The 20972-nt window shown below is 72.6% G+C and carries 19 protein-coding genes; 12 read left to right on the top strand and 7 right to left on the bottom strand.

All coding sequences use genetic code 11. From position 1 onward, the window contains the following. Together ACTJK8_RS30285 and ACTJK8_RS30280 are read left to right on the top strand one after the other, a co-directional pair. Window positions 1–1080, top strand: a 1080-nt coding sequence (locus ACTJK8_RS30285; RefSeq protein ID WP_440763046.1) for a polysaccharide biosynthesis/export family protein, incomplete at its 5' end; no start/stop codon positions are given. Window positions 1081–1243: 163 nt separating this feature from the next. Continuing rightward, window positions 1244–2380 (top strand): branched-chain amino acid ABC transporter substrate-binding protein, encoded by a 1137-nt coding sequence (locus ACTJK8_RS30280; RefSeq protein WP_012320699.1) that lies wholly within the window; start codon window positions 1244–1246, stop codon window positions 2378–2380. Between the two features lie 15 nt (window positions 2381–2395). Here the strand turns inward: ACTJK8_RS30280 and ACTJK8_RS30275 are convergent, their stop codons facing one another. Beyond that, window positions 2396–2965 (bottom strand): tyrosine phosphatase family protein, encoded by a 570-nt coding sequence (locus ACTJK8_RS30275; protein WP_012320698.1) that lies wholly within the window; start codon window positions 2963–2965, stop codon window positions 2396–2398. Window positions 2966–3112: 147 nt separating this feature from the next. On the opposite strand from ACTJK8_RS30275, the gene ACTJK8_RS30270 reads away from it, so the two are divergent. The 7 genes from ACTJK8_RS30270 to ACTJK8_RS30240 all read left to right on the top strand — a co-directional run bounded on the left by ACTJK8_RS30270 (window position 3113) and on the right by ACTJK8_RS30240 (window position 11051). Beyond that, entirely contained in the window at window positions 3113–4246 is a 1134-nt protein-coding gene (locus tag ACTJK8_RS30270; protein ID WP_244413111.1) for a TRAP transporter substrate-binding protein, read from the top strand. A gap of 134 nt (window positions 4247–4380) precedes the next feature. After that, window positions 4381–5793 (top strand): phosphatase PAP2 family protein, encoded by a 1413-nt coding sequence (locus ACTJK8_RS30265; RefSeq protein ID WP_116657055.1) that lies wholly within the window; start codon window positions 4381–4383, stop codon window positions 5791–5793. A 607-nt stretch (window positions 5794–6400) separates the two neighbouring features. Continuing rightward, window positions 6401–7789 (top strand): deoxyribodipyrimidine photo-lyase, encoded by a 1389-nt coding sequence (locus tag ACTJK8_RS30260; protein WP_012320695.1) that lies wholly within the window; start codon window positions 6401–6403, stop codon window positions 7787–7789. A gap of 276 nt (window positions 7790–8065) precedes the next feature. Next, window positions 8066–8371: a GCG_CRPN prefix-to-repeats domain-containing protein gene (locus ACTJK8_RS30255; protein ID WP_076730177.1), complete on the top strand. Its 306-nt coding sequence runs from the start codon at window positions 8066–8068 to the stop codon at window positions 8369–8371. A 119-nt stretch (window positions 8372–8490) separates the two neighbouring features. Next, the gene (locus tag ACTJK8_RS30250) at window positions 8491–9870 is read left to right on the top strand and encodes a chloride channel protein (RefSeq protein WP_012320693.1); all 1380 of its coding nucleotides are present in this window, start codon (window positions 8491–8493) and stop codon (window positions 9868–9870) included. A 136-nt stretch (window positions 9871–10006) separates the two neighbouring features. Further along, window positions 10007–10186 carry a DUF1328 domain-containing protein gene (locus ACTJK8_RS30245; RefSeq protein WP_010685332.1) on the top strand — a complete coding sequence of 60 codons (180 nt, stop codon included), beginning with the start codon at window positions 10007–10009 and terminating at the stop codon, window positions 10184–10186. Between the two features lie 10 nt (window positions 10187–10196). Beyond that, window positions 10197–11051: an SDR family oxidoreductase gene (locus ACTJK8_RS30240; RefSeq protein WP_440763045.1), complete on the top strand. Its 855-nt coding sequence runs from the start codon at window positions 10197–10199 to the stop codon at window positions 11049–11051. A gap of 26 nt (window positions 11052–11077) precedes the next feature. Here ACTJK8_RS30240 and ACTJK8_RS30235 read toward each other — a convergent pair whose 3' ends face one another. After that, complete coding sequence (locus tag ACTJK8_RS30235) at window positions 11078–11476, bottom strand: nuclear transport factor 2 family protein (protein WP_440763044.1); 399 nt, start codon at window positions 11474–11476, stop codon at window positions 11078–11080. Between the two features lie 33 nt (window positions 11477–11509). Further along, a complete protein-coding gene (locus tag ACTJK8_RS30230; protein WP_071000018.1) occupies window positions 11510–12244 on the bottom strand; it encodes an SDR family oxidoreductase in 735 nt (244 codons plus the stop codon). Between the two features lie 107 nt (window positions 12245–12351). On the opposite strand from ACTJK8_RS30230, the gene ACTJK8_RS30225 reads away from it, so the two are divergent. After that, window positions 12352–13311, top strand: a complete 960-nt coding sequence (locus ACTJK8_RS30225) for a LysR family transcriptional regulator (protein WP_058607144.1) — start codon at window positions 12352–12354, stop codon at window positions 13309–13311. Between the two features lie 34 nt (window positions 13312–13345). On the opposite strand, the gene ACTJK8_RS30220 is transcribed toward ACTJK8_RS30225, so the two are convergent. Beyond that, window positions 13346–14305 (bottom strand): cation diffusion facilitator family transporter, encoded by a 960-nt coding sequence (locus tag ACTJK8_RS30220; RefSeq protein ID WP_012320688.1) that lies wholly within the window; start codon window positions 14303–14305, stop codon window positions 13346–13348. Between the two features lie 161 nt (window positions 14306–14466). On the opposite strand from ACTJK8_RS30220, the gene ACTJK8_RS30215 reads away from it, so the two are divergent. Continuing rightward, window positions 14467–14904 carry an HIT family protein gene (locus tag ACTJK8_RS30215; RefSeq protein WP_058607145.1) on the top strand — a complete coding sequence of 146 codons (438 nt, stop codon included), beginning with the start codon at window positions 14467–14469 and terminating at the stop codon, window positions 14902–14904. A 16-nt stretch (window positions 14905–14920) separates the two neighbouring features. Here the strand turns inward: ACTJK8_RS30215 and ACTJK8_RS30210 are convergent, their stop codons facing one another. The 3 genes from ACTJK8_RS30210 to ACTJK8_RS30200 form a co-directional block, all read right to left on the bottom strand. Then, window positions 14921–15331: a PilZ domain-containing protein gene (locus ACTJK8_RS30210; RefSeq protein ID WP_440763043.1), complete on the bottom strand. Its 411-nt coding sequence runs from the start codon at window positions 15329–15331 to the stop codon at window positions 14921–14923. Between the two features lie 378 nt (window positions 15332–15709). Further along, window positions 15710–15940, bottom strand: coding sequence for a hypothetical protein (locus ACTJK8_RS30205; protein ID WP_012320685.1), 231 nt, complete (start codon window positions 15938–15940; stop codon window positions 15710–15712). 115 nt (window positions 15941–16055) lie between these two features. Next, window positions 16056–18119, bottom strand: coding sequence for an NAD(+) synthase (locus ACTJK8_RS30200; RefSeq protein ID WP_024829144.1), 2064 nt, complete (start codon window positions 18117–18119; stop codon window positions 16056–16058). A gap of 481 nt (window positions 18120–18600) precedes the next feature. Here ACTJK8_RS30200 and ACTJK8_RS30195 point away from each other — a divergent pair. Beyond that, the coding region (locus ACTJK8_RS30195; RefSeq protein ID WP_440763047.1) for a DNA translocase FtsK at window positions 18601–20972 on the top strand (2372 nt) is incomplete at its 3' end.

Below are 20972 nucleotides of genomic sequence, written 5' to 3'. Positions count from 1 at the left end.
CAGGCCGGGGCTGAGGTCGCCACGGCCGACGGAGGCCTGCTCGCCCGCTACGAGATCATCGACGTCACTCCCTCCGTGGTCGAGGCCCTGCGCGGCCGGCCGCTGGACAGCCTGCTCGCCTCCTTCGGCGACCACCGCCCCTCCTCCGAGCCGGTCATCGGCATCGGCGACATGGTCTCGGTCTCCGTCTGGGAAGCCGGGTCCGGCGGCCTGTTCTCCGGGCCCCTCGTCGCCGACCGCTTCTCCGCAGGTTCCAAGTCCGCCCTCATCCCGGAGCAGCCCGTCGGGCGCGACGGCGCCATCTCGGTGCCCTACGCCGGCCGCATCAAGGTCGCCGGCCGCCGCACCCAGGACGTCCAGGCGCTCATCGAGAACGAGCTCGCCGGCAAGGCCATCCAGCCGCAGGTGCTGGTCTCGGTCACACGCCCGATCTCCCAGGCCGTCACCGTCACCGGCGAGGGCGCCGCCGGCGCCCGCCTGCCGCTCTCGGGCCACGGCGACCGCATCCTCGACGTCATCGCCGCCGCCGGCGGCAACCGCGCGCCGGTCAACGAGACCTTCGTGCGGCTCTCGCGCGGGCCGGTGACCGCGACCGTGCCGCTGACCACGGTGGTGTCGAACCCGCGTGAGAACATCTACCTGCGGCCCAACGACGTGCTGACCCTGGTGCGCGACCCGCAGACCTTCATCGCGGTGGGCGCGCTGGGCAACAGCACCGAGCTGCCGTTCCAGGCCGACGGGATCACGCTGGCGCAGGCGCTGGCCAAGGCGCGCGGCCTGTCGGACTTCGCCGCCGACCCGGCCGGCACCTTCATCTTCCGGTTCGAGCCGGCCAGCGTCGTGCGTCGTCTCAGCCCCGGCTCGAAGCTGCTCGGCACGCCTCTGGTGCCGGTGGTCTACCGGATCGACATGCGCGACCCCAACAGCCTGTTTGTGTCGCAGGCGTTCCGGATGCGCAACCGCGACCTGATCTACGTGTCGAACGCGCCCTTCACCGAGGTCCAGAAGGTCCTCACCGCCTTCAACGGCGTCACCGGACCGGTCGCCTCCGCGGCGACGGCCTACGCCTACGCCAAGTAGGCACCGGAATCAGGCACCGGGTCGCCCAGAGGACCGCCGCGGAAAAAAATCGCGTTTCGGCGCGTCCTCGCGTATGGGCACTGGGTGCGGGGCGGGATCGAGGCTACGGAGCCGCATCCGCCGTCGCGCCGACGTGTCGCGCAAGGATGCCCAGAAGAGCCCGATGAAGATCGGACGTTTCGTCCCCGCCCGCGGGCCGCTCCGGCCCGCGCTGATCGCCCTGAGCCTGTGTCTCGCGCTCCTGCCGGCCTCCCGCGCGGCGGCCGACGTGGTGATCGGCGTGGCGGTTCCGCGGTCTGGCCCCTACGTGGCGGTCGGCGAGCAGGTCCTGCGCGGCGTTGAGGCCGCGGCCCGGGACGCCAACGCCATGGGCGGCCTCGACGGCCAGCCCGTGACCCTGGACGTGCAGGACGATGCCTGCGACTCGAACACCGCGATGGCGGTGGCCAACCACTTCGTCCGGTCCAACGTCCGGCTCGTCGTCGGCCATGTCTGCTCGAACGCCTCCATCGCGGCCTCCGACATCTACGCGCAGAACGGGGTGGTGATGATCACCGCGGCCTCGGTGGCGGCGCGGCTCACCGACCGGGGATTGCCGAACATCTTCCGGGTCTGCGGCCGCGACGACGATCAGGCCCGCCTGTCCGCCGCCGTGCTGGCCGAGCGGTTCCGCGACCGGAAGATCGCGCTGATCCAGGACCAGACGCCGGCGGCCCGCAGCCTCGCCGCCGCCACCAAGGACAACCTCAACCGCATCGGCGTGAACGAGGCGCTGTTCCTGTCGTTCTCGCCGAGCGACGCCGACGACGCCGCCCTGGCCGACCGCCTCAAGAGCGCGGGGATCGAGGTCGTCTACTACGGCGGCGACGCCGCCGAGATGGGCCGCCTCGTGAAGATCGCGGCGGACCGGGGCTTCCGCCCCCAATGGTTCGGCACCTCGGCGATCGCCACGCCGGACTTCGCCAAGATCGCCGGGTCCGCGAGCAACGGCGTTCTGATGACCTTCTACCTCGACCCGAGCCGGCAGCCCGCCGCCGCGGCCGTCGTGAAGGCCTTCAAGGCCGAGGGCGTCGATCCCACCGGCTCCACGATCTACGGGTACGCGGCCATGCAGGCCCTGGTGGCGGCCGGCAACTTCGCCCACTCCACCGAGCCGAGGCCCATCGCGCAGGCGCTGCACACCGAGCGCTTCGATCTCGTGCTCGGCACCGTCGGCTTCGACGCCAAGGGCGACGTCACCGCGCAGGGCTACGTGCTCTACGTGTGGAAGGACGGGAGCTTCACGCCGGCCGGCAAGTGAGGGGCGGGCTCCTCATCACAGGGCCTGCGCGGCGTCGACCTCCGCGCCGCGGCCGAGCCCGCGCAGCAGCTCGGCGAGATGCGGGCGAACCCGCAACTGCAGGGCGTGCAGCCGTCGCACCGCCGCGCTGAGTTCCCCGTCCCGCTCCAGCATCGCGTCGGCGAAGCCGATCATGCGCGCGTTCGGCCAGGCCGGCTCGCGCAGGGCGTGGAGGCGCTCCACCAGGGCGGCGGCGGGCGCGTCCGGTTCGGCCTGCGCGAACAGGGTCAGCAGCGCCGCGGTGGAGCGCGACAGGCCGTAATGGCAGTGGACCAGGAGATGGCCGGCGCCATCGAGGGACCGCCCGAAATCGAGGATCGCCGCGACGTGCTCCGGTTCCGGCGGGACGAGGCCCTCGCCCGGACCGAGGCAGTCGTGGAACCGGAGGGTCGTGCGGGCGTGGGCGCCGTAGGCGGTGAAGGCCGCGGGCTCCGACGTGCCGGGATCGAGCAGCGACAGGACGTGGCTCACGCCGCGCGCGCCGTGGCCGGCCAGCTCCTCCAGGCCGCAGACGGTGTGCAGGGTGACGGCGGGCTCGGTGCGCATCCCGGGCGCCTAGCACGGGCGCGGGCCGGTTTCGAGGCGCGACGGAACTGCCCCGGCCGCCCGCGGCTTTCGAGAACCGGCACGCACGTGCTACCTGCGACCCCCGATCCGGCCCGGCCGGGCCGGACCTGCTCGGACGAGATGCCGTTGGACGAACCTCACCTCGCGCGATCCCCCGCGGCCGGGACGCGGCGCCGCAGCGTGCTGACCGCCGGCCTCGGCGCGGCCGCGGCGCTCACCGGTCCGCTCGCCGCGCCGGCCCGGGCCGAATCCGCCCCGGAGCTGCGCTGGCGGCTGTCCTCCGCCTACGCCAAGACCCTCGACATCCTGTACGGCGCGCCCGAGGCGCTCAGCCGGATCGTCGCGGAGGCCACCGACGGGCGCTTCCAGATCCAGGTTCAGGGGCCCGGCGAGCCGGTCCCGGCCGAGGGCCTGCTCGACGCCGTGGCCGCCGGCACCGTCGAGATGGGGCACGGGCCGGCGACCCTCGGCATGGCCAAGGATCCGACCTTCGCGCTGGCGACCGCGGTGCCCTTCGGCCTCAATGCCCGGGGCGCCGCCGCGTGGTGGCAGGCGGGCGGCGCCGCCGAACTGTTCGCCGAGGTCTTCGCCAAGGCCGGGCTGGTCTGCCTGCCGGGCGGCAACACCGGCGCCCAGATGGGCGGCTGGTTCCGCCGCGAGATCAAGAGCCTCTCCGACCTGCAGGGGCTGAAGTTCCGGATCGGCGGCATGGGCGGGCAAGTGCTCGCCAAGTTCGGCGTGCAGCCGCAGGCGGTCCCGGGTCCCGAGATCTACGCGGCCCTGGAGAGCAAGAAGCTCGACGCCGCCGAGTGGATCGGCCCCTACGACGACGAGCGGCTCGGCCTGCAGAAGGTCGCGCCGATCTACCACTATCCCGGCTTCTGGGAGGGTGGCGCCATGCTGCACTTCTGGTTCAACGCCGAGAAGTGGAAGGCGCTGCCGAAATCCTACCAGGGGATCCTCCGGGCCGCGGCCGCCGAGGTCGGCGCCGACGTCCAGGCGAAGTACGACGCCCGCAACCCGCAGGCCCTGCGCCGGCTGGTGGCCGGCGGCGCGCAGCTGCGGCCGTTCCCCCAGGACGTCATGGAGGCCGCCCTCAAGAACGCCAACGACGTCTACGCGGAGATGGCCGCCAAGAACGCCGATTTCCGCCGCGTCTACGAGGCGATGCGGACCTTCCGCAACGAGGAGTACCTCTGGTTCCAGGTGGCGGAGTACACCTACGACAACTTCATGATCCGCGCCCGGGCGCGGGGCTGAGGCGCGCGCCGCCGCGGGAGGCCGGCGCGGCGCCGCGGGCCCGTCAAAGATGGGGACGTCGGGGGCGCGCCCGATTGCAACGCGATCGGGAACGGCCTTAGCGTCCGGCACGGCATCCGCGAGGGGAGGGCTGCATGTTCGGGACGCTGCGGGTCGGATTGGCGCTGCTCGGGGCGGCCCTGCCGCTCCAGGCCTTCGCACAGTCGGCCGCCAACCTGTCGGCCCTGCGCGGGCTGGTCCCGGTGGCCCGGCTGCAGGCCACGCCCAACGGCAAGGCGGCGCTGGACGCGAACCTGCGGGTCACCGGCGACATCCAGACCGGCGAGCTCAAGCAGCCGACGCTCCTGCCGTTCCCCGAGCAGCAGCAGCTCGCCCTGCGGGACTGCTTCATCACCGACGGCAACGCCGCCAACCTCGCCGACGGCCTCGGCACCACGCTCGCCCAGGCCTACCACGCCAAGGCGACCTACAGCGACTACAAGACCTTCACGAGCATCGCGCCGGCGGTCGCCAACCTGATCGGCTACACCAACAACGTGACCAAGTCGGATTCGAATTCCGGCAAGTACTTCTTCGCCAACGCCACCACGAACGGCAAGCATCCGGTCTCCGAGGAGGCCGCCGCGATCCTGTCGAACGGCGCGGTCACCGACGTGTTCGGCAAGGCCTATGACCGGCCGGCCGGGAGCCCCGGCGCCGACCGCTACGGCAATTCGCGGCCGTTCCAGACCCTGCCGCGCCTCCTCACTTATCGTGGCAAGGACTATTTCGGCGATGCGTCCGACAGCCTCGACTGGCTGCGCGGCCCCTCGCAGGACCTCGTGAACAGCCCGTCCTACCCGAGCGGTCACACCACCTACGGCTACACCGAGTCCATGGTGCTCGCGCTCCTCGTGCCCGAGCGCTACCAGCAGATGGTCGCCCGCGCCGCCGAGTACGGCAACGACCGGATCATCGTCGGCGCCCACTACGCCATGGACGTGCTGGGCGGCCGGGCGACCTCGCTGCACGCCCTCGCGCACCTGCTCGCCAACGATCCGGCCTATGTCGGCCAGATCCGGAAGAATCCGGCCGTCCTCGACAAGGCGTCCGCCGAGGCCGACAAGACGGTCGGCGTGACGGATTACCGGGCGCTCCTGACGGAGGCGCGCGCGGCGATGACGGAGGCGCTGAAGGCCGGCTGCGGCGACACGGTGGCGGCCTGCGCGGCGAAGGATACGGGCCGGTTCAAGGACGCGGCCGCCAACGCGGCCTTCTACGCGGCGACCCAGACCTACGGCCTGCCGGTGGTCCATCCGGACACCGCCGGCCGGCGGGAGGATGTGGGCAAGGTCGCGCCGGAGGCCGGCCACCTGCTGACCGCGGCGTTCCCGGCGCTGACGCTGGACGAGGCCAACGCGATCCTCACCGAGACGCAGGGCCCGGGCGGCGGCTTCCTCGACGACGGCTCGGAATTCGGCGTCTACGCGCGCCTCGACCTCTACACGGCGGCCGGCAAGGCCGCCGCGCTGGCGGCCAGCCGAGCGGGGGCCGGCGCGACGCGCTGACGCGCCCCCACGCGGCGACCGACGGCCCCCGCGCGGCGGCTCGCAGGCGGGAAGGATTGCCCGCCGAGGCGGCCGGACGGGGCGGCGTCGCCCGATCCCGCGCGGGCCGAGGCGCCCAACGTGCGGATCGGCGCGCGCCCTCGCGCCGTCTGAGAGGGGGGCGGGCCTCCGCATCCTCCGGACAGAAAAAAGGCCACTCCCGAAGGAGCGGCCCGAAGTCTAGGGAGGAAACGCCCAAGAAGGGCTGCGAGAGGGCGACGCCATCGCCTTCCCGCGCTGCACAATCTGCGCTCCCGGATGGAAAATTCAAGAGCATCAGGACAGCAGGGCTGTCCTTTCGTGCGTCCGCGCACGCATCCCCGCCGGCCTGTGTTGAAAATGTCGCAGACTGTCGCGCGCCAGCGAAACCTGCATTGCCCCGGCAGGGCGCGATCGATCCTCCCGCAAGTCCCTGATGAGACGGTGTTCTGGCGGATCGAGCCGGAGTTCGGCCCGCATTCTCGACTGCGGCTTTTCATCCGCCCCGTCCGGACGGACGAAATTCCCGCCCGCTCTACCTTCTCCAGCCAAGGTTCGGCGCGACGCGCCAAGCAAGGGGCAGGTGAGTATGGCGATCCAGGGTGAGCGGGTCCGGATCCTCAACGATGTCGAGCCGGGCGGAGACGGCGCCTACGTCCTGTATCTCCTGCAGCAGGCCAATCGGGCGACGTTCAATCCGGCCCTTGAACTCGCCATCGAGGAGGCGAACCGCCTCGACCTGCCGGTCGTCGCCTGCTTCGGCCTGCTCGACGGCGCCAGCGGCTTTCCCGAAGCCAATGCCCGCCACTACGCCTTCCTGCTCCAGGGTCTCGCGGATGCGAAGGCGGGCCTGGAGAAGCGCGGGGTCGGCTTCGTCATGCGCAAGTGCTCGCCCGCCGAGATCGCCATCGCCCTCGCCGAGGACGCCGCGCTCCTCGTGCTCGACCGCGGCTACCTCGCGATCCAGAAGGGCTGGTACCGGGAGATCGCCGCGGCGGTGAAGACGCGGATCGTCCAGGTCGAGGGCGACGTCGTCGTGCCGGTCGAGACGGCCTCGCCGAAGCACGAGTACGCCGCCCGGACGCTGCGGCCGAAGCTGAACCGGCTGTGGGACCCGTTCCTCGCGCCGCTGAAGCCCCGCAGGGTGAAGCACTCCGCCGATCGGCTGACGCTGAAGAGCGCGATCGACGTCTCCGATCCGGAGGCGGTACTCGCCGGGATGACCCTCGACCGGGAGGTCGGCCCGGTGAGGCGCTTCACCGGCGGCGAGACGCAGGCCCGCAAGCGCCTGAAGGCGTTCCTGAAAGACGGGTTCTCGGGCTACGGCGCGGGGCGCAACATGCCGGAGGCGGCCGCCGCCTCGCACATGAGCCCGTACCTGCATTTCGGGCAGATCTCGCCGGTGGAGATCGCCCTGGCGGTGCGGGAAGCCAAGGTCGGCGATTCCGACGACCGCGGCGCCTACCTGGAGGAGCTGATCGTCCGGCGCGAGCTCGCCATGAACCACGTCTACTACACGGAGGGCTACGACGATTACGACAGGGCGGTGCCGGACTGGGCGCGCAAGACCCTGGCGGAGCACGCGAGGGACGAGCGCCCCCACGCCTACTCGGAAGCGCAGCTCGCCGCCGGCGAGACCCACGACCGCTACTGGAACGCCGCGATGCGCGAGATGCGCGAGACCGGCTACATGCACAACCAGCTGCGGATGTACTGGGGCAAGAAGATCCTCGAATGGTCCCCGTCCCCCCGGGAGGGCTTCGCCCGGACGCTCCGGCTGAACAACCGCTACTTCCTCGACGGGCGCGATCCGAATTCCTTCACCAACGTCGCCTGGGTGTACGGTCTGCACGACCGGCCCTGGCAGAAGCGCAAGATCTTCGGCACGGTCCGCTATCAGAGCGAGAACTCGCTCAAGAAGTTCGACGCCAAGGCGTATGTGCGGGCGGTTGAGAGGCTCTGCGCCGCGGAGGTCTGAGGCGGGACCGACGCGTCCGTGCGCTGCCGCACGGGCGCCGCGACGCGCTCGAAATCGTTACGGGATGACCGAAGCCGTCGGCAAGGTATCGCGACGCTCGCGGGTGCGGAGGCGAAGTCGTTCCGCGCGCACAGGTTTGTGAAGAAACGCTTTCCGGGCTTCGGATGTTTCGAGCGCACTTCCGGCTCATCGCAAACGGCCGGATCGGATCCGGTGAGAACTCGGTCGGACCGGGGCCGGATCATCGCTCTGCTCGCGACTGAAAGGAGGACGACGATGCGGATGAAGCTGGCAGGCGCAGCACTCCTCGCACTCGGAACCTTGACCGCCACGGCCGGAACGGCGGAAGCCGCCCAGGGCTGCGGCCCGGGCTTCCACCGGGGCTGGTATGGCTGGTGCAAGCCGAACTGGCGCCCCTACGCGTACCGCCCGGTCTACTACGCCCGGCCGGTGGTCTACGGCTGGCACCGGCCCTGGGGTTGGCACCACCGGTGGGGCTGGCGCCACGCGGGCTGGCACCGCCCCTGGGGCTGGCACCACCACGGCGGCTGGCATCGGGCCGCTTGGCACCACAGGTGGTGATCGGGTGAGCGGCGGGGCCGGCACGCGGGTGCCGGCCTCCGGCCGTCCCGCGAAGGGGGTCTTTCCTTGACCGTTGCGCTATAGCGTCCGCTCCGACTGCGCGGACGAGGTGCTCTTTCATGGTCGAGAAGCGGGACGAGGTGCGGGAAACGACGGATGCCCCGCCCCCGCAACGGTCGCGCTACCGACGCTCGATCATGCGCCTGCGGTCGGCCTCGATGGAGGCTTACCCGCTCTGGCGCGGGCGGCTGCTCTTCCTCGTGGGCGGGATCGGCGTCGGCCTCGCCGCCGTGCTGATGGCCAAGGGTGCCGACCTCGCGCAGGATGGGTTCCGGCGGCTCACGGCGCCGTCGCCGCTGATCGCCCTGGTGCTGACGCCCGCGGGCTTCGCCCTCGCGGCGCTCCTCGCCCTCACGGTCTTCCCGAACTCGCAGGGCTCGGGCATCCCGCAGGTGATCGCCGCCCGCCACGCCCGGGATGCCGGCTTCCGCTACTCGCTGATCTCGCCGCGCGTGGCCTTCGGCAAGGTGCTGGTCCTGTTCCTGGGCCTGTTCTGCGGTGCCTCGGCGGGCCGCGAGGGGCCGACCGTGCAGGTCGGCGCCGCGATCATGGCCGCCTTCGGCCGCCTGACCCCCGAGCGCCTGCCCGGGCTCCTCCTCGCGGGCGGCGCCGCCGGCGTCGCGGCGGCCTTCAACACGCCGCTCGCCGGCATCGTGTTCGGCATCGAGGAACTGGGACGCGCCTACGAGGCGCGCTCCTCCGGCCTGATCGTGGCCGGGATCGTGGCCGCGGGCCTGACCTCGCTCGGGCTCCTCGGCAACTATACCTATTTCGGGACGACCGACGCCGCCCTGCCGCTGGCGGCCGGCTGGATCGTCCCGCTCGTCGCCGTCGTCGGCGGCCTCGCGGGCGGCCTGTTCAGCCGCTTGGTGATCCTGTTCGCCCGCGGCCTGCCCGGCGCGGCCGGACGGGCGATCCGGAAGCGGCCCGTGATCTTCGCGGCGGCCTGCGGGCTGTGCGTCGCCCTGTGCGGCCTCGCCTCCGGGGGCGCGGCCTACGGGACCGGCTACGAGGAGGCCAAGGCCATCCTCCACGGCGACGCGGCGGCCGGCTGGACCTACGCGCCCCTGAAATTCGCCGCCACCGTGCTGAGCTCGATCAGCGGCATCCCGGGCGGCCTGTTCGCGCCGTCCCTGGCGGTCGGGGCCGGCCTCGGCGGCACGGTCCACGGCCTCCTGCCGGGCATGCCCGTGGGCGCCGTCGTGCTGATCGGGATGGTGGCCTACCTGACCGGCGTGCTGCAGGCGCCGATCACCAGCTTCGTCATCGTCACCGAGATGACCCAGAACCACGCGATGGTAATCCCCCTGATGGTCGCGGCCCTGCTGGCCGACGCGGCCTCGAAGGCGATCTGCCGGGGCGGCCTCTACCACACCCTGGCGGAGATCATGCTCGAGCGCGCCGACGTGCCGGCGCAGCCCGTGGCGAAGACCGGCTGACCGCGCCGCGACCCGCGCGACCGAGCGCGGGTAAGAATAAAAGCGGACCGGGCCGGAATCCGCGGAACGGTCTCGCTTGGCGCCGGTTGAGGCAGCAGCATCAGGCCCCGCGCCGGGGCGCAGCCGGAGTGACGCCATGACCCTTCTGAAATGGGCCCTCATCTGCTTCGTGATCTCGCTGATCGCCGGCGGTCTCGGCTTCACCGGCATCGCCTCCGGCGCCGGCTCGCTGGCCCGCATCCTGTTCGGCCTGTTCCTGCTCATCGCCATCGTGATCGTGGTCATCGCTTTCGCGGTCGGCCAGGCGGTGTTCTGAGGCCGGCGCGGTGCGCGGCACGGTCTGCCTCGTCACCGGGGCGACCGGCGGCATCGGCTACGAGACGGCCCTCGGCCTCGCGCGCCTCGGCGCGCGGGTCGCCATCGTAGGGCGGGACCCCGGGAAGCTGCAGGCCTGCGCCGACCGAATCCGCGCCGCGGTGCCCGGCGCCGCCGTGGAGCCGCACCGCGCGGATCTGTCCGCGCAGGCCGAGATCCGCCGGCTCGCCGGGGCCCTGCGGTCGGCCTATCCGCGCCTCGACGTTCTAGTGAACAATGCCGGCGCGATCTTCGACCGGCGCACCCTGACCGTCGACGGGATCGAGCGCACTTGGGCGCTCGACCATCTCGGCTACGTGCTCCTGACCCTCGAACTGCTCGACACGCTGAAGGAGTCGGCGGCGACGGGCGGGAAGCCGCGGATCGTCAACGTCGCCTCCGCGGCCCACTACCGGGGGCACATCGACTTCGACGACGTCGAGGGCGCCCGGCGGTACCGGGCGATGGGCGCGTATGCCCAGGCCAAGCTCGGGAACGTGCTGTTCACCTACGCGCTGGCCCGACGGCTGCGGGGCAGCGGCATCACGGTGAACGCCGTCCATCCGGGGGTGGTCAATACCGGCTTCGCCAAGAACACCGGCGGGCTGCTCGGCGCGGCCTGGGCGCTGATGCGGCCGTTCCTGATCACGCCCGAGAAGGGCGCACGGACCTCCCTCCGCGTGGCCAGCGATCCGGGCCTGGACGGGGTCACCGGCCGGTACTTCTCCCACGGGCGACCGAAGGTCTCCTCGGCCGGGAGCCGCGACGAGGCCGTCCAAGAGCGGCTCTGGGCGCTGAGCCTCCGGCAGGTGGGCCGGAGCGACTGACGCCCGACCGTTTCGCGGCGCCGGTCTCAGGCGACCGGCGGGTCGAGCAGCACCCAGAGCCGTCCGATCCTGCCGTCCACGATCTCGGCGACGTCCGTCCCGGTGACCGCGATCGGCCCGCCCTCCGGGCCGGCTTCCCAGCGCAGCGATCCCATTCCGTGGTGCCCGACAGCCCTGCCGACGGGCCTGAAGCGGAAGGTCGGCCCGAACCGGTCCAGGAGCGCCCCGGCGACCGCGCCGATGGCTGCCCGCCCGCGCACGACATTGTCCGGCTCGAACAGGATCGGCTCGGCCACGTAGAGCAGGTCCAGGGCGGCCGCCCGCACGACGGCGTCCCGCTCGTTGAAGACCCGTTCCAGGTTGGCACGCAGCAGCCGGTCGTGGTCGGGCTCCGCCGCCGGTACGGCCGCCGTGATGTCGGACATCGCGCTTCTCCTTCGACGTGGGCGATCGGCCGCTCAGATCAGGCGGCCGCCGCCGTCGATGTGGAGGGTCTCGCCGTTCATGAAGCCGTTGCCCATCAGGAAGACGACGGCTGCGCCGGCCTCCTCGGCGGTGCCGAGGCGTCGCTGCGGCAGCCTCTCGGTGAGCCCGGCCACGTAGGCGTCGCGGTGGGCGCCGAGCGTGCGGGCCAGGAGCGGGGTGTCGGTGGTGCCCGGCGAGAGCGCGTTCACCCGCACCGGTGCGAGTTCGAGGGCAAGGCCGCGGGCGAAGGCCTCCATCGCGGCCGACGCCGCCGCCAGCACGGCGGTCCCCTGGGCGCTCGGGCGGTCCGCCAGGGCGCCGGAGATGAGCGTGACCGATCCGTCGCCGGCCAGCCGGTCGCCGAGGGCGCGCAGGGCGTGAACCGCGGCCCAGATCCGCTCGTCGAAGGCCCGCTTCAAGTGGTCGACCTCGGCCTCGCGGATCTTGCCGGCCACGAAGGTGCCGGCCAGGAGCGCGAGGTGATCGACGCGGGGAATATCGGCCAGGGCGGCCGCGACTGCGTCGGGCCGCGTCACGTCCGCGGCGCGCCAGCCGGCGAAGCCGTTCTCCGCCGCGACGCGCTCGGCGCCCGCCGCGTCGCGGCCGACCACGATGACCGCCGCACCCGCGGCCTTGGCCTGGCGGGCGGCCGCCAGGCCGATGCCCGATGTGCCGCCGAAGACCACGACGCTGCGGTCCTGGAGGGTGCTGCTCAGGGCGGGAAACATGGCGGGAAACCTTGCCGCTCGGCGCCAGGGTGGCGGCGAGGGACACAAGATTGGAGCGGCGCCTTCGCCTTGATAATCGGGCCGCAATTCGTTTCAGTCATGCCGTCATGGAACAGATCGGCCTCGACCGGCTGACGGGCATCGTCGCTTTCGCCCGCTCCGCCTCCCTCGGCAGCTACTCGGCGGCCGCCCGGTCCCTCGGCATCTCGCCCTCGGCGGTGAGCAAGAGCGTGCAGCGGCTGGAGGCGCGGCTCGGCGTGAGCCTCTTCACCCGCACGACGCGCTCGCTGACACTGACGCCCGAGGGGCGCGACCTGCAGGAGCGGGCGCTGCGACTCCTGCGCGAGGCCGAGGCGATCGAGCAGGCCGCGGTCGCGGCGCGCTCCGAGCCTGCCGGCACCCTGAAGGTGGCGGCATCGATCCCGGTCGGTGTGCACCTGCTCGGGCCGGCCCTGCCGCGGTTCCGCGCCCGCCATCCGAAGCTGTCGGTCGACCTGCGCCTGAGCGACCGCTTCGTGGACCTGATCGAGGAGGGCATCGACGTCGCGATCCGAGTCGGCGAACTCGCGGATTCCCGGCTGCTCTCGCGGCGCCTCGCCCCGCACCGGCTCGGCGCCTTCGCCGCGCCCGTCTACCTGGCGCGGCGCGGCACGCCGCGGCACCCGGACGACCTCGCCCACCACGACTGCGTGAACTTCCGCTTCCAGAGCACGGGCCAGGCTCTGCGCTGGCCGTTCCAGGTCGGCGGCCGCCGGATCGAGTTCACGCCGCATGCCGGCATCGTCGCGGATTTCAGCGACGCCGTCGCGGCGGTGCTGGTGGCCGGCGGCGGCATCGGCATCTCGCCGACCTACATCGCCGCGCCGCACGTCGCCCGGGGGGCGCTCGTGCCGGTCCTGCAGGATTTCGCGGTCGACCGCTCGGTCTTCACGGCGCTGTGGCCGGAGAGCCGGCGCGGCAATCCGAACGTGAAGGCGTTCCTCGCCTTCCTCGACGAGGTGTTCCCGTCGCCGGCCCCCTGGGACGGCGTGCGCCCGCCGCCGCCGATGCGCGGGGAGGATGCCTGACAGAGATCCGCACTCGCCGGCGAGGCGGGCGTGCTCAGGCCGCCGCCCGCACCGTGTGATCGCCCTGCTGCTGGATCTCGATGAACACTCGGGTCACGTCGGGGCTGCGCGCCTTCAGCGCCCGGTCGAGGCGCGTGACGAGGCTCTCGACCTCGCCGGCGCTGAGATCGTCGGTCATGTCGATGCTGAGATTGACCAGGATGTCGGAGGGGCCGAGGTGCTGGGTCAGCACCTCGTTGACGTGGAGAACGCCCGGCTCGGCGCGGACCAGCTCCGAGATGGCCGCGACGACCTCGGGATCGGCCGCCTCGCCGATCAGCAACCCGTGGGTCTCGACCATCAGGAACGCCGCCATGCCGATGAGCACGAGGCCGATGCCGACCGACGCCCAGCCGTCCAGGCTCGGCATCTCCAGAAGGTGGGACAGGGCCACACCGGCGAGCGCGATCAGCAGGCCGATCAGGGCGGCGGTGTCCTCCGCGAGCACCGTGAACAGGGTCGGATCCTTGCTGCGCCGGATCGCCCGCACGGCCGAGTGCTTGCCCTTCTCGGCCCAGAACTGGCGCATCGCCACGAAGAAGGACGTGCCTTCCGCCGCGATGGCGAAGCCCAGGATCGCGACGTTCACCCAGAGGCCGGGCAGCCGGTAGCCGAACAGCTCGGCATCCACGTCCGGCTCGGGATGGCGGACCCGCTCGATTCCCTCGTAGACGGCGAACAGGCCGCCGCCGAGGAAGATCATCAGCGCCACCACGAAAGCGTAGAAGTAGATCTCGCGTCCGTAGCCGAACGGGTGGCGGGCATCGGCCGGGCGCTTGGCCCGCTTCATGCCGACGAGGAGCAGCACCTGGTTCGCCGTGTCGACCACCGAGTGCACGCCCTCGGCGAGCATGGCGGTCGAGCCTGTCAGCGCCCCGCCCACGAACTTCGCCGCCGCGATGGCGAGGTTGGCGCCCGCCGCCGCGTAGATCGCTCCCGTGCTCTCGTGCGCCATCCGGAACTCCCTGCGCGGTCTGTGGGACGCCGGGCCATCGGACCCCGGCACGGCGCCGCCGCCGCGGCGATGCAAGCGTCGCGGCGGGTCGGTTGTTCCCGTGTGGACGCGGGCGGGTACCCCGTGCAACCTGCGGCCGCTCAAGGAGTCCCGGAGGCAGCATGGCCGACGCCCGCTACGATCCCGACAACATCTTCGCCAAGATCCTGCGCGGCGAGATCCCCTGCCACCGCGTCTACGAGGACGCCCACACCCTGGCCTTCATGGACGTGATGCCCCAGGGCGAGGGCCACACGCTGGTGATCCCGAAGGCGCCGGCCCGCGGCCTGCTCGACGCCGACCCGGACTCGCTCGCCGCGCTGATGGCGAGCGTCCAGAAGGTCGCCCGCGCCGTGAAGGCCGCCTTCCAAGCCGAGGGTCTGACCCTGTTCCAGTTCAACGAGCCGGCCGGCGGCCAGACCGTGTTCCACCTGCACGTCCACGTCATCCCGCGGCGCGAGGGCGTGCCGCTGAAGCGCCACGAGGGCGGGATGGCCGACAACGCGGTCCTCGCCGAGCACGCCGCGCGCATCCGCGCGGCGCTCGAGTCTCAGGCCTGACGCTCAGGCCCGGGACTCAGGCCGCGCTCGCCGAATCGCCCGACTGGGCCATGCTGGCGAGCAGCCGGCGCAGGGCGGCGTTCTCGGTCTCGAGCTCGCTGATGCGCTTCAGCAACAGGGTCACGGAGGCGTCCGTCGCAGCCGGATCGGGCGAGGCCGGCGCGGTGCCGGCCAGGGCCGGCACCTCGAAGGTCACGCCGATGCCATCCTCACGGCGCCAGCGCAGGGTGGCCCGGTAGGTCCGGTCCTTCTGGGGGATGTAGAGATCGAACGCGTCCGGGAGCGTGGTGGCCTCGCTCATCACGAGGCGCGCGCCGGTGGGGGACATGTCGCGCACCAGGCAGTCGAGGCTCGACGACCCGTTGTTGAAGACGACGCGCCCCTTGAGGAAGACCCTCTGGCGCGTCTCTCGGCGGTGCTCCGACATGCGGGCGGCTCCGGACAGCTGACGGTTCCGCGAAACCTGCACGCCAGCCCTTAAGGAATCTTGGTCGCGATCGCCGAGTCGAGGCCCGCTACAGGGCTCGAGACCGATGACGGGCCGCCGCCACGATTCCGGGAAAGGGAGTCCGCGTCCCGGGCCGGTCCGACTTACGCCCGATGACTTCAGTGATGTCGTCTCCGCGCCGATCATCCCGCCGGCCTCCCGCGCGCCGTGACGGGCGGGGTGGGGGCCTGTCGGGGCTCCCGGGAGCGGAGGCCGTCGGATCGCGCGTGATCGGTCCGGATGCGCGGCTCCGCCCGCGCGCCAGGGTTGAGCCCCGGCGCGTCCCGCCGGAGACGACGCGCGACGGCCGCATCCTGCTCAGGCGATGAAGCGCCGGTCCACGGTCTGGAACAGGTAGAAGCCGTTGAAGCGCACCGCGGTGTCGGCGGCCCGCCCGTCGAAGTCGAGGGGCTGCCGGCTGCCGTCGCAGAGCTTGCCGCCGAAGGTCCAGCGACCCGCGCCGATGAAGGGCGGGACCGTGCTGGCTTCCGGCACCGCGCAGCAGAGGCCCTCCTCGCCCTTGAGCTGGAACAGGTTGTAGCTTCGCATCCGAAGTCCTCCGCCTGGCCGCCCTCGAAGCCAATTTTCCCAATACAAGATCTCGCATTGCGAAGAATCGGCTTGACCGTGCTCATAATGGCACAATCGGTCGAGTTTGTGACGGTCAAGTTTCAGGGACGTTTCGGTTCAACTCGTCGATCCAGATCCGCGCCGACCCGTCGGAGGGCGCGCGCCAGTCGCCCCGGGGCGACAGGGAGCCGCCGGCCGAGACCTTCGGCCCGTTCGGGAGCGCCGAGCGCTTGAACTGGCTGAAGCCGAAGTAGCGGGTCAGGAACACCCCGAGCCAGCGGCGGATCTCCGGGAGATCGTAGGCGACCCGCTTGGTCTCCGGGAAGTCCGGCGCCCAGGTGCCGCGCTCCCGGTCGCCCCAGGCGTGGAGCGCCAGGAAGGCGATCTTCGAGGGCCGGAACCCGTAGCGCAGCGTGTAGAACAGGTTGAAATCCTGCAGCGCGTAGGGGCCGATCGTGCCCTCCGTGCTCTGCGGGCTGTCGTCCTGGTCCACCGGCACGAGCTCGGGGGAGATCTCGGTGTCGAGGACGGCCTGGAGGGTGCGGGCCTCGTCCGCGCCGACCTCGCCGTTGCCGATCACCCAGCGGATCAGGTGCTGGATCAGCGTCTTGGGCACGCCGGCATTGACGGCGTAGTGGCTCATCTGGTCGCCGACGCCGTAGGTGCACCAGCCGAGTGCCAGCTCCGACAGGTCGCCAGTGCCGACCACGATGCCGCCCGCGTGGTTGGCGAGCCGGAACAGGTAGTCGGTGCGCAGGCCCGCCTGCACGTTCTCGAAGGTGACGTCGTAGACCGCCTCGCCCCTGGCGAATGGGTGGTTCATGTCGGCGAGCATCTGCTTGGCGGCCGGGCGGATGTCGATCTCGGCCGCCGTGCAGCCCAGCGCCTTCATGAGCGCGTGGGCGTTGGTCTTGGTCGCGTTCGAGGTGGCGAAGCCCGGCAGCGTGTAGGCCAGGATGTCCGAGCGCGGGTAGCCGAGGCGGTCGAACGCCTTGGCGATCACGATCAGCGCGTGGGTCGAATCGAGGCCGCCCGAGACGCCGATGATGGCCTTGCGGGTGCCGGTGGCCTCCAGGCGCTTGGCGAGGCCGGCGACCTGGATGTTGTAGGCCTCGTAGCAATCCTGCGCGAGGCGCGACGGGTCGGCCGGCACGAACGGAAAGCGCTCGATCCGCCGGATCAGGCCGAGATCGGCCTCCGGCGGGCCGACCCGGAACGGCACCCGGCGATAGGGCAGGGTGTGGCCGCGCGCGTCGTCGTCGAAGCTGCCCGCCTGCAGGCGCTCCTGGGCGATCAGGTCGAGGTCGATGTCGGCCAGCGTCGTCACCGGCTTCTCGGGGAAGCGCTCGCCCTCCGCGAGGCGCACGCCCAGCTCGTCGATGCTGGTCTGGCCGTCCCAGGACAGGTCGGTGGTCGATTCGCCCTGGCCGGCCGCCGCGTAGACGTACGCGCAGGCGCCCCGCATCGAGGCCGCCCGGGAGAGGAGCGCCCGCGACTCGGCCCGGCCGACGGTGATCGGGCTGCCCGAGAGATTCGCCAGCACGGTGGCGCCGGCGAGCGCCGCGCGCATGCCGGGGGGCTCCGGCACCCACAGATCCTCGCAGATCTCCACCCCGACCACGAGGCCCGGCAGGTCCTCGGCGGGGAACAGCAGGTCGGTGCCGAACGGCGCGTCCCGACCGGCGACCCGGACGGTCTCGCCGGCGATCCCGGCGCCCGAGGCGAAGTGGCGCTTCTCGTAGAATTCCCGGTAGTTCGGCAGGAATGTCTTCGGGACGACGCCGAGCAGGCCGCCGCCCTGGATGGCGAGCGCGCAATTGTAGACGCGGTGTCGCCAGCGCAGGGGCGCGCCGACGAGCAGCAGCGGCCGGAGATTGGCCGATTCGGCGATCACCCGGGCTGCGGCGGCCTCGACCGCGTCGAGCAGCGTCTGCTGCAAGAGCAGGTCCTCGATCGCGTAGGCCGAGAGGCCGAGCTCGGTGAAGACCGCCAGCGCCGCCCCCGAATCGTGGCAGGTCCGGGCGAGGTCGAGGATGACGTCGGCGTTGCGCTCGGGCTCAGCCGGATGGCTGCGGCCGGTGCAGGCCGCGACCCGGGCGAAACCGTGGCGATAGAGGGAGCGGAAGCGCGCCGGCGATTCGGAGGTGGCTGGAGACACGGGCACCTGTCCGGATGAGGGGGGCTGCGGGTCATATAGGGGATGCGGGCGGTCGGGGGGCGGAGCCTGCCCGCACTCTAGCCCGTTCTCGACGTCATCCCGAGAGACCGCGCCGCGGCGTCTCGGGACGGGGACCAGATCTCGATTTCCGGTACATCGCGCGACGTTCCCTCGTGATTCCGCGGCCAAACCGGCCCCGGAGGCGGTGACGGCGCGGTCGCGGCGACGCGGGGTCCGGCCGGATGGCCGAGCCGATCGCCCCGCATGGTTTCCGCGCCGCGGCCGGTGGCAAGCCTCCATTAACGACGAATGGCCTAACTCAGGAACAGCCGCCGCGCGTCGGCGGATCCCTGTTTCGAGTATCGTCTGAGAACCCATGCGCGCATCGGGACGGCCTCCGTACTCCCACCGTGACCCCGCCCGCCCTGTCCGCGGCGGCGACCGCTCGGGCCTCTCCCTGGGAGCCCTGGCGCACCGGCTGATGGCGCTCCGCGCGAGCCTCACCCGCCGCCTCTCCGGCTCTCCCGCCGGCCTGCCCGCCCGCCCGTCCTACGGCGCGCCCGGGCGCCGGGCGGAGCCGAGCTGGCTCACCCCGCCGGGCGCGATGGTCGGCCGCGAGGGCTCCGAGCGCGCCGCGCGCGCCGCGGCGCCCGAGCCGCACTGGCCGGCCCAGGTCTTCGACGACCGGGCGAGCCTCGACGTCCTGGACGGCCCGGCCCTCGAGAGCCGGATCGACCGCAGCGCCTCCTCGCCGGGCGTGCTGGTGCGCCAGCCGCGCCGCCCCGCCGCCATCGCCCCCGACTACGCGCCGGCCGCAGCTCCAGCCGCTGGACATGTCGCCGGTCACGTCGCGGCCCCGGTCCACGCGCCGGCTCCGGCCGCCGCCCCCTCGGCCGTGCGCTACACCCGCACCCCCGATTCGGTCCTGCAGGAGCGCCGCCAGCGCGCCCTGGAGGCCGAGCGCGTGGCCCTGGAGCGCGCCCGCGCCGAGGCGCAGGCCGCCGCTCTCGCCCTGGAGACCGAGCGGGCCGCCCGCGAGGAGGCCGAGCGGGAGCGGATCGAGCGCGCGCGGGTCGCCGCCGAGGAGGCCGAGCGTGCCGCGCCCGTGCCGGCGCTGCCCGAAGCCTCCGCGCCGGACGCGGAGCCGGTGCCCCTGTGGCGCCAGCCCTTCGTCGCGCCGCCGGGCGTCCGCTTCTTCCGCACGCCGGACCGCCGCCCGGTCCGGCCCGCGGTCGAGCTGGCCGCCTCCACGGCGGCGATCGCCCCGGTCGCGGCCGCGCCGGTCGCCGCCGCGCTGGTCGAGACGGTCGCCGAGGCCCCGGCCCGCGACTGGTCGGACCTGCCGGACTGGTCCGAGGTCCAGCCCTGGTTCGACGGCGGCGACTGGTCGTCCGTCGATGCCTGGTCGGCCCTGGAGGCGCCGCCCGCCGAGGTCGCGCCGACCCCGGCCGCCGTCGCGGCGCCGGCGGCGTCCGACGAGCGCTTCGTCTCGATGCCGCTCGACGTCTCGCACCTGCGGTCGCTGCCGCCGCGGCCGGTCTACGTGCTCGATCGGCTCGTCCGGTTCGACCAGCCGCCGCGCCCGGCCGACGGGCAGGATAACGGGACGGAGACCGGACCGCGGATGGAGGAGGCCGCCACGATTCGGAGCGCCTTTCTGCCGCCCGTCGTGACGCCGGCCGCGTCCGGCCTGTCGCTGGTCTTCGGCCCGGGCAGCGCCGCGGCCGAGCCTCCGGCCACGCCGGTGTCCGAGGCGCCCCGCCGCGCGCCGGCTCTCAGCGCCATGGCGGCCCGGGCGGCGATCCGCGCGGCCGGTCAGCCGAGCGTCGTCCCGCCGGCGCCACCGGCCCAGCCCGAACCCGCTCCCGCCCCGGTCTCTGCCGCTCCGGTCGCCGCGCGCGCCGAGGTGGAGCGCGTGGTGATCCCGATGACACCGCGTCCGGTCCTGCTCCGCGGCAAGCTGGCGCCGCAGCCGGAGCCGGTCGAGGCGGACGTCGAGGCCGAGGCCGAGCCGGCCGCGGCTGCCGTCGAGGCGGTCGAGGTCCCGGCGCTGCCGGCCCCCGCGCCGGCGTCGGTCCCCCTGGTGGCGCCCCGTGCGCACCTGATCCCCGCCGGCCGCCACCTCGAGATCGCGCCGATCGAGAACGCCGATTACGAGCTGCCGTCGCTCGAACTGCTCGCCCTGCCGGCGCCGGGCGGCAGCGAGGAGGTCGACGCCGACGTGCTGGAGCAGAACGCCCTCAACCTGCAGCAGACGGTCCAGGATTTCGGCGTGCGCGGCGACATCCTGGCGGTGCGGCCGGGCCCGGTCGTCACCCTCTATGAGCTCGAGCCCGCCCCCGGCACCAAGTCCAGCCGCGTGATCGGCCTGTCGGACGACATCGCCCGGTCGATGTCGGCGGTCTCGGCCCGCGTCGCGGTCGTGCCCGGCCGGAACGTCATCGGCATCGAGCTGCCGAACGAGACCCGCGAGACGGTGTACCTGCGCGAGCTCCTCTCGTCGGCCGACTTCGCCGAGAGCAAGCACAAGCTGGCGCTGTGCCTCGGCAAGAACATCGGCGGCGAGCCGATCATCGCCGACCTCGCGCGCATGCCGCACCTGCTGGTGGCCGGCACCACCGGCTCGGGCAAGTCGGTGGCGATCAACACCATGATCCTCAGCCTGCTCTACCGGCTCAAGCCGGAGGAGTGCCGCCTGATCATGGTCGACCCGAAGATGCTGGAGCTGTCGGTCTACGACGGCATCCCGCACCTGCTCTCCCCCGTGGTCATCGATCCGAAGAAGGCGGTCATCGCCCTCAAGTGGGCCGTGCGCGAGATGGAGGAGCGCTACAAGAAGATGGCCAAGATCGC

Source organism: Methylobacterium sp. 22177, assembly GCF_052045615.1.
GTDB lineage: Bacteria > Pseudomonadota > Alphaproteobacteria > Rhizobiales > Beijerinckiaceae > Methylobacterium > Methylobacterium radiotolerans.
This window is presented reverse-complemented; position numbering and strand designations above follow the sequence as displayed.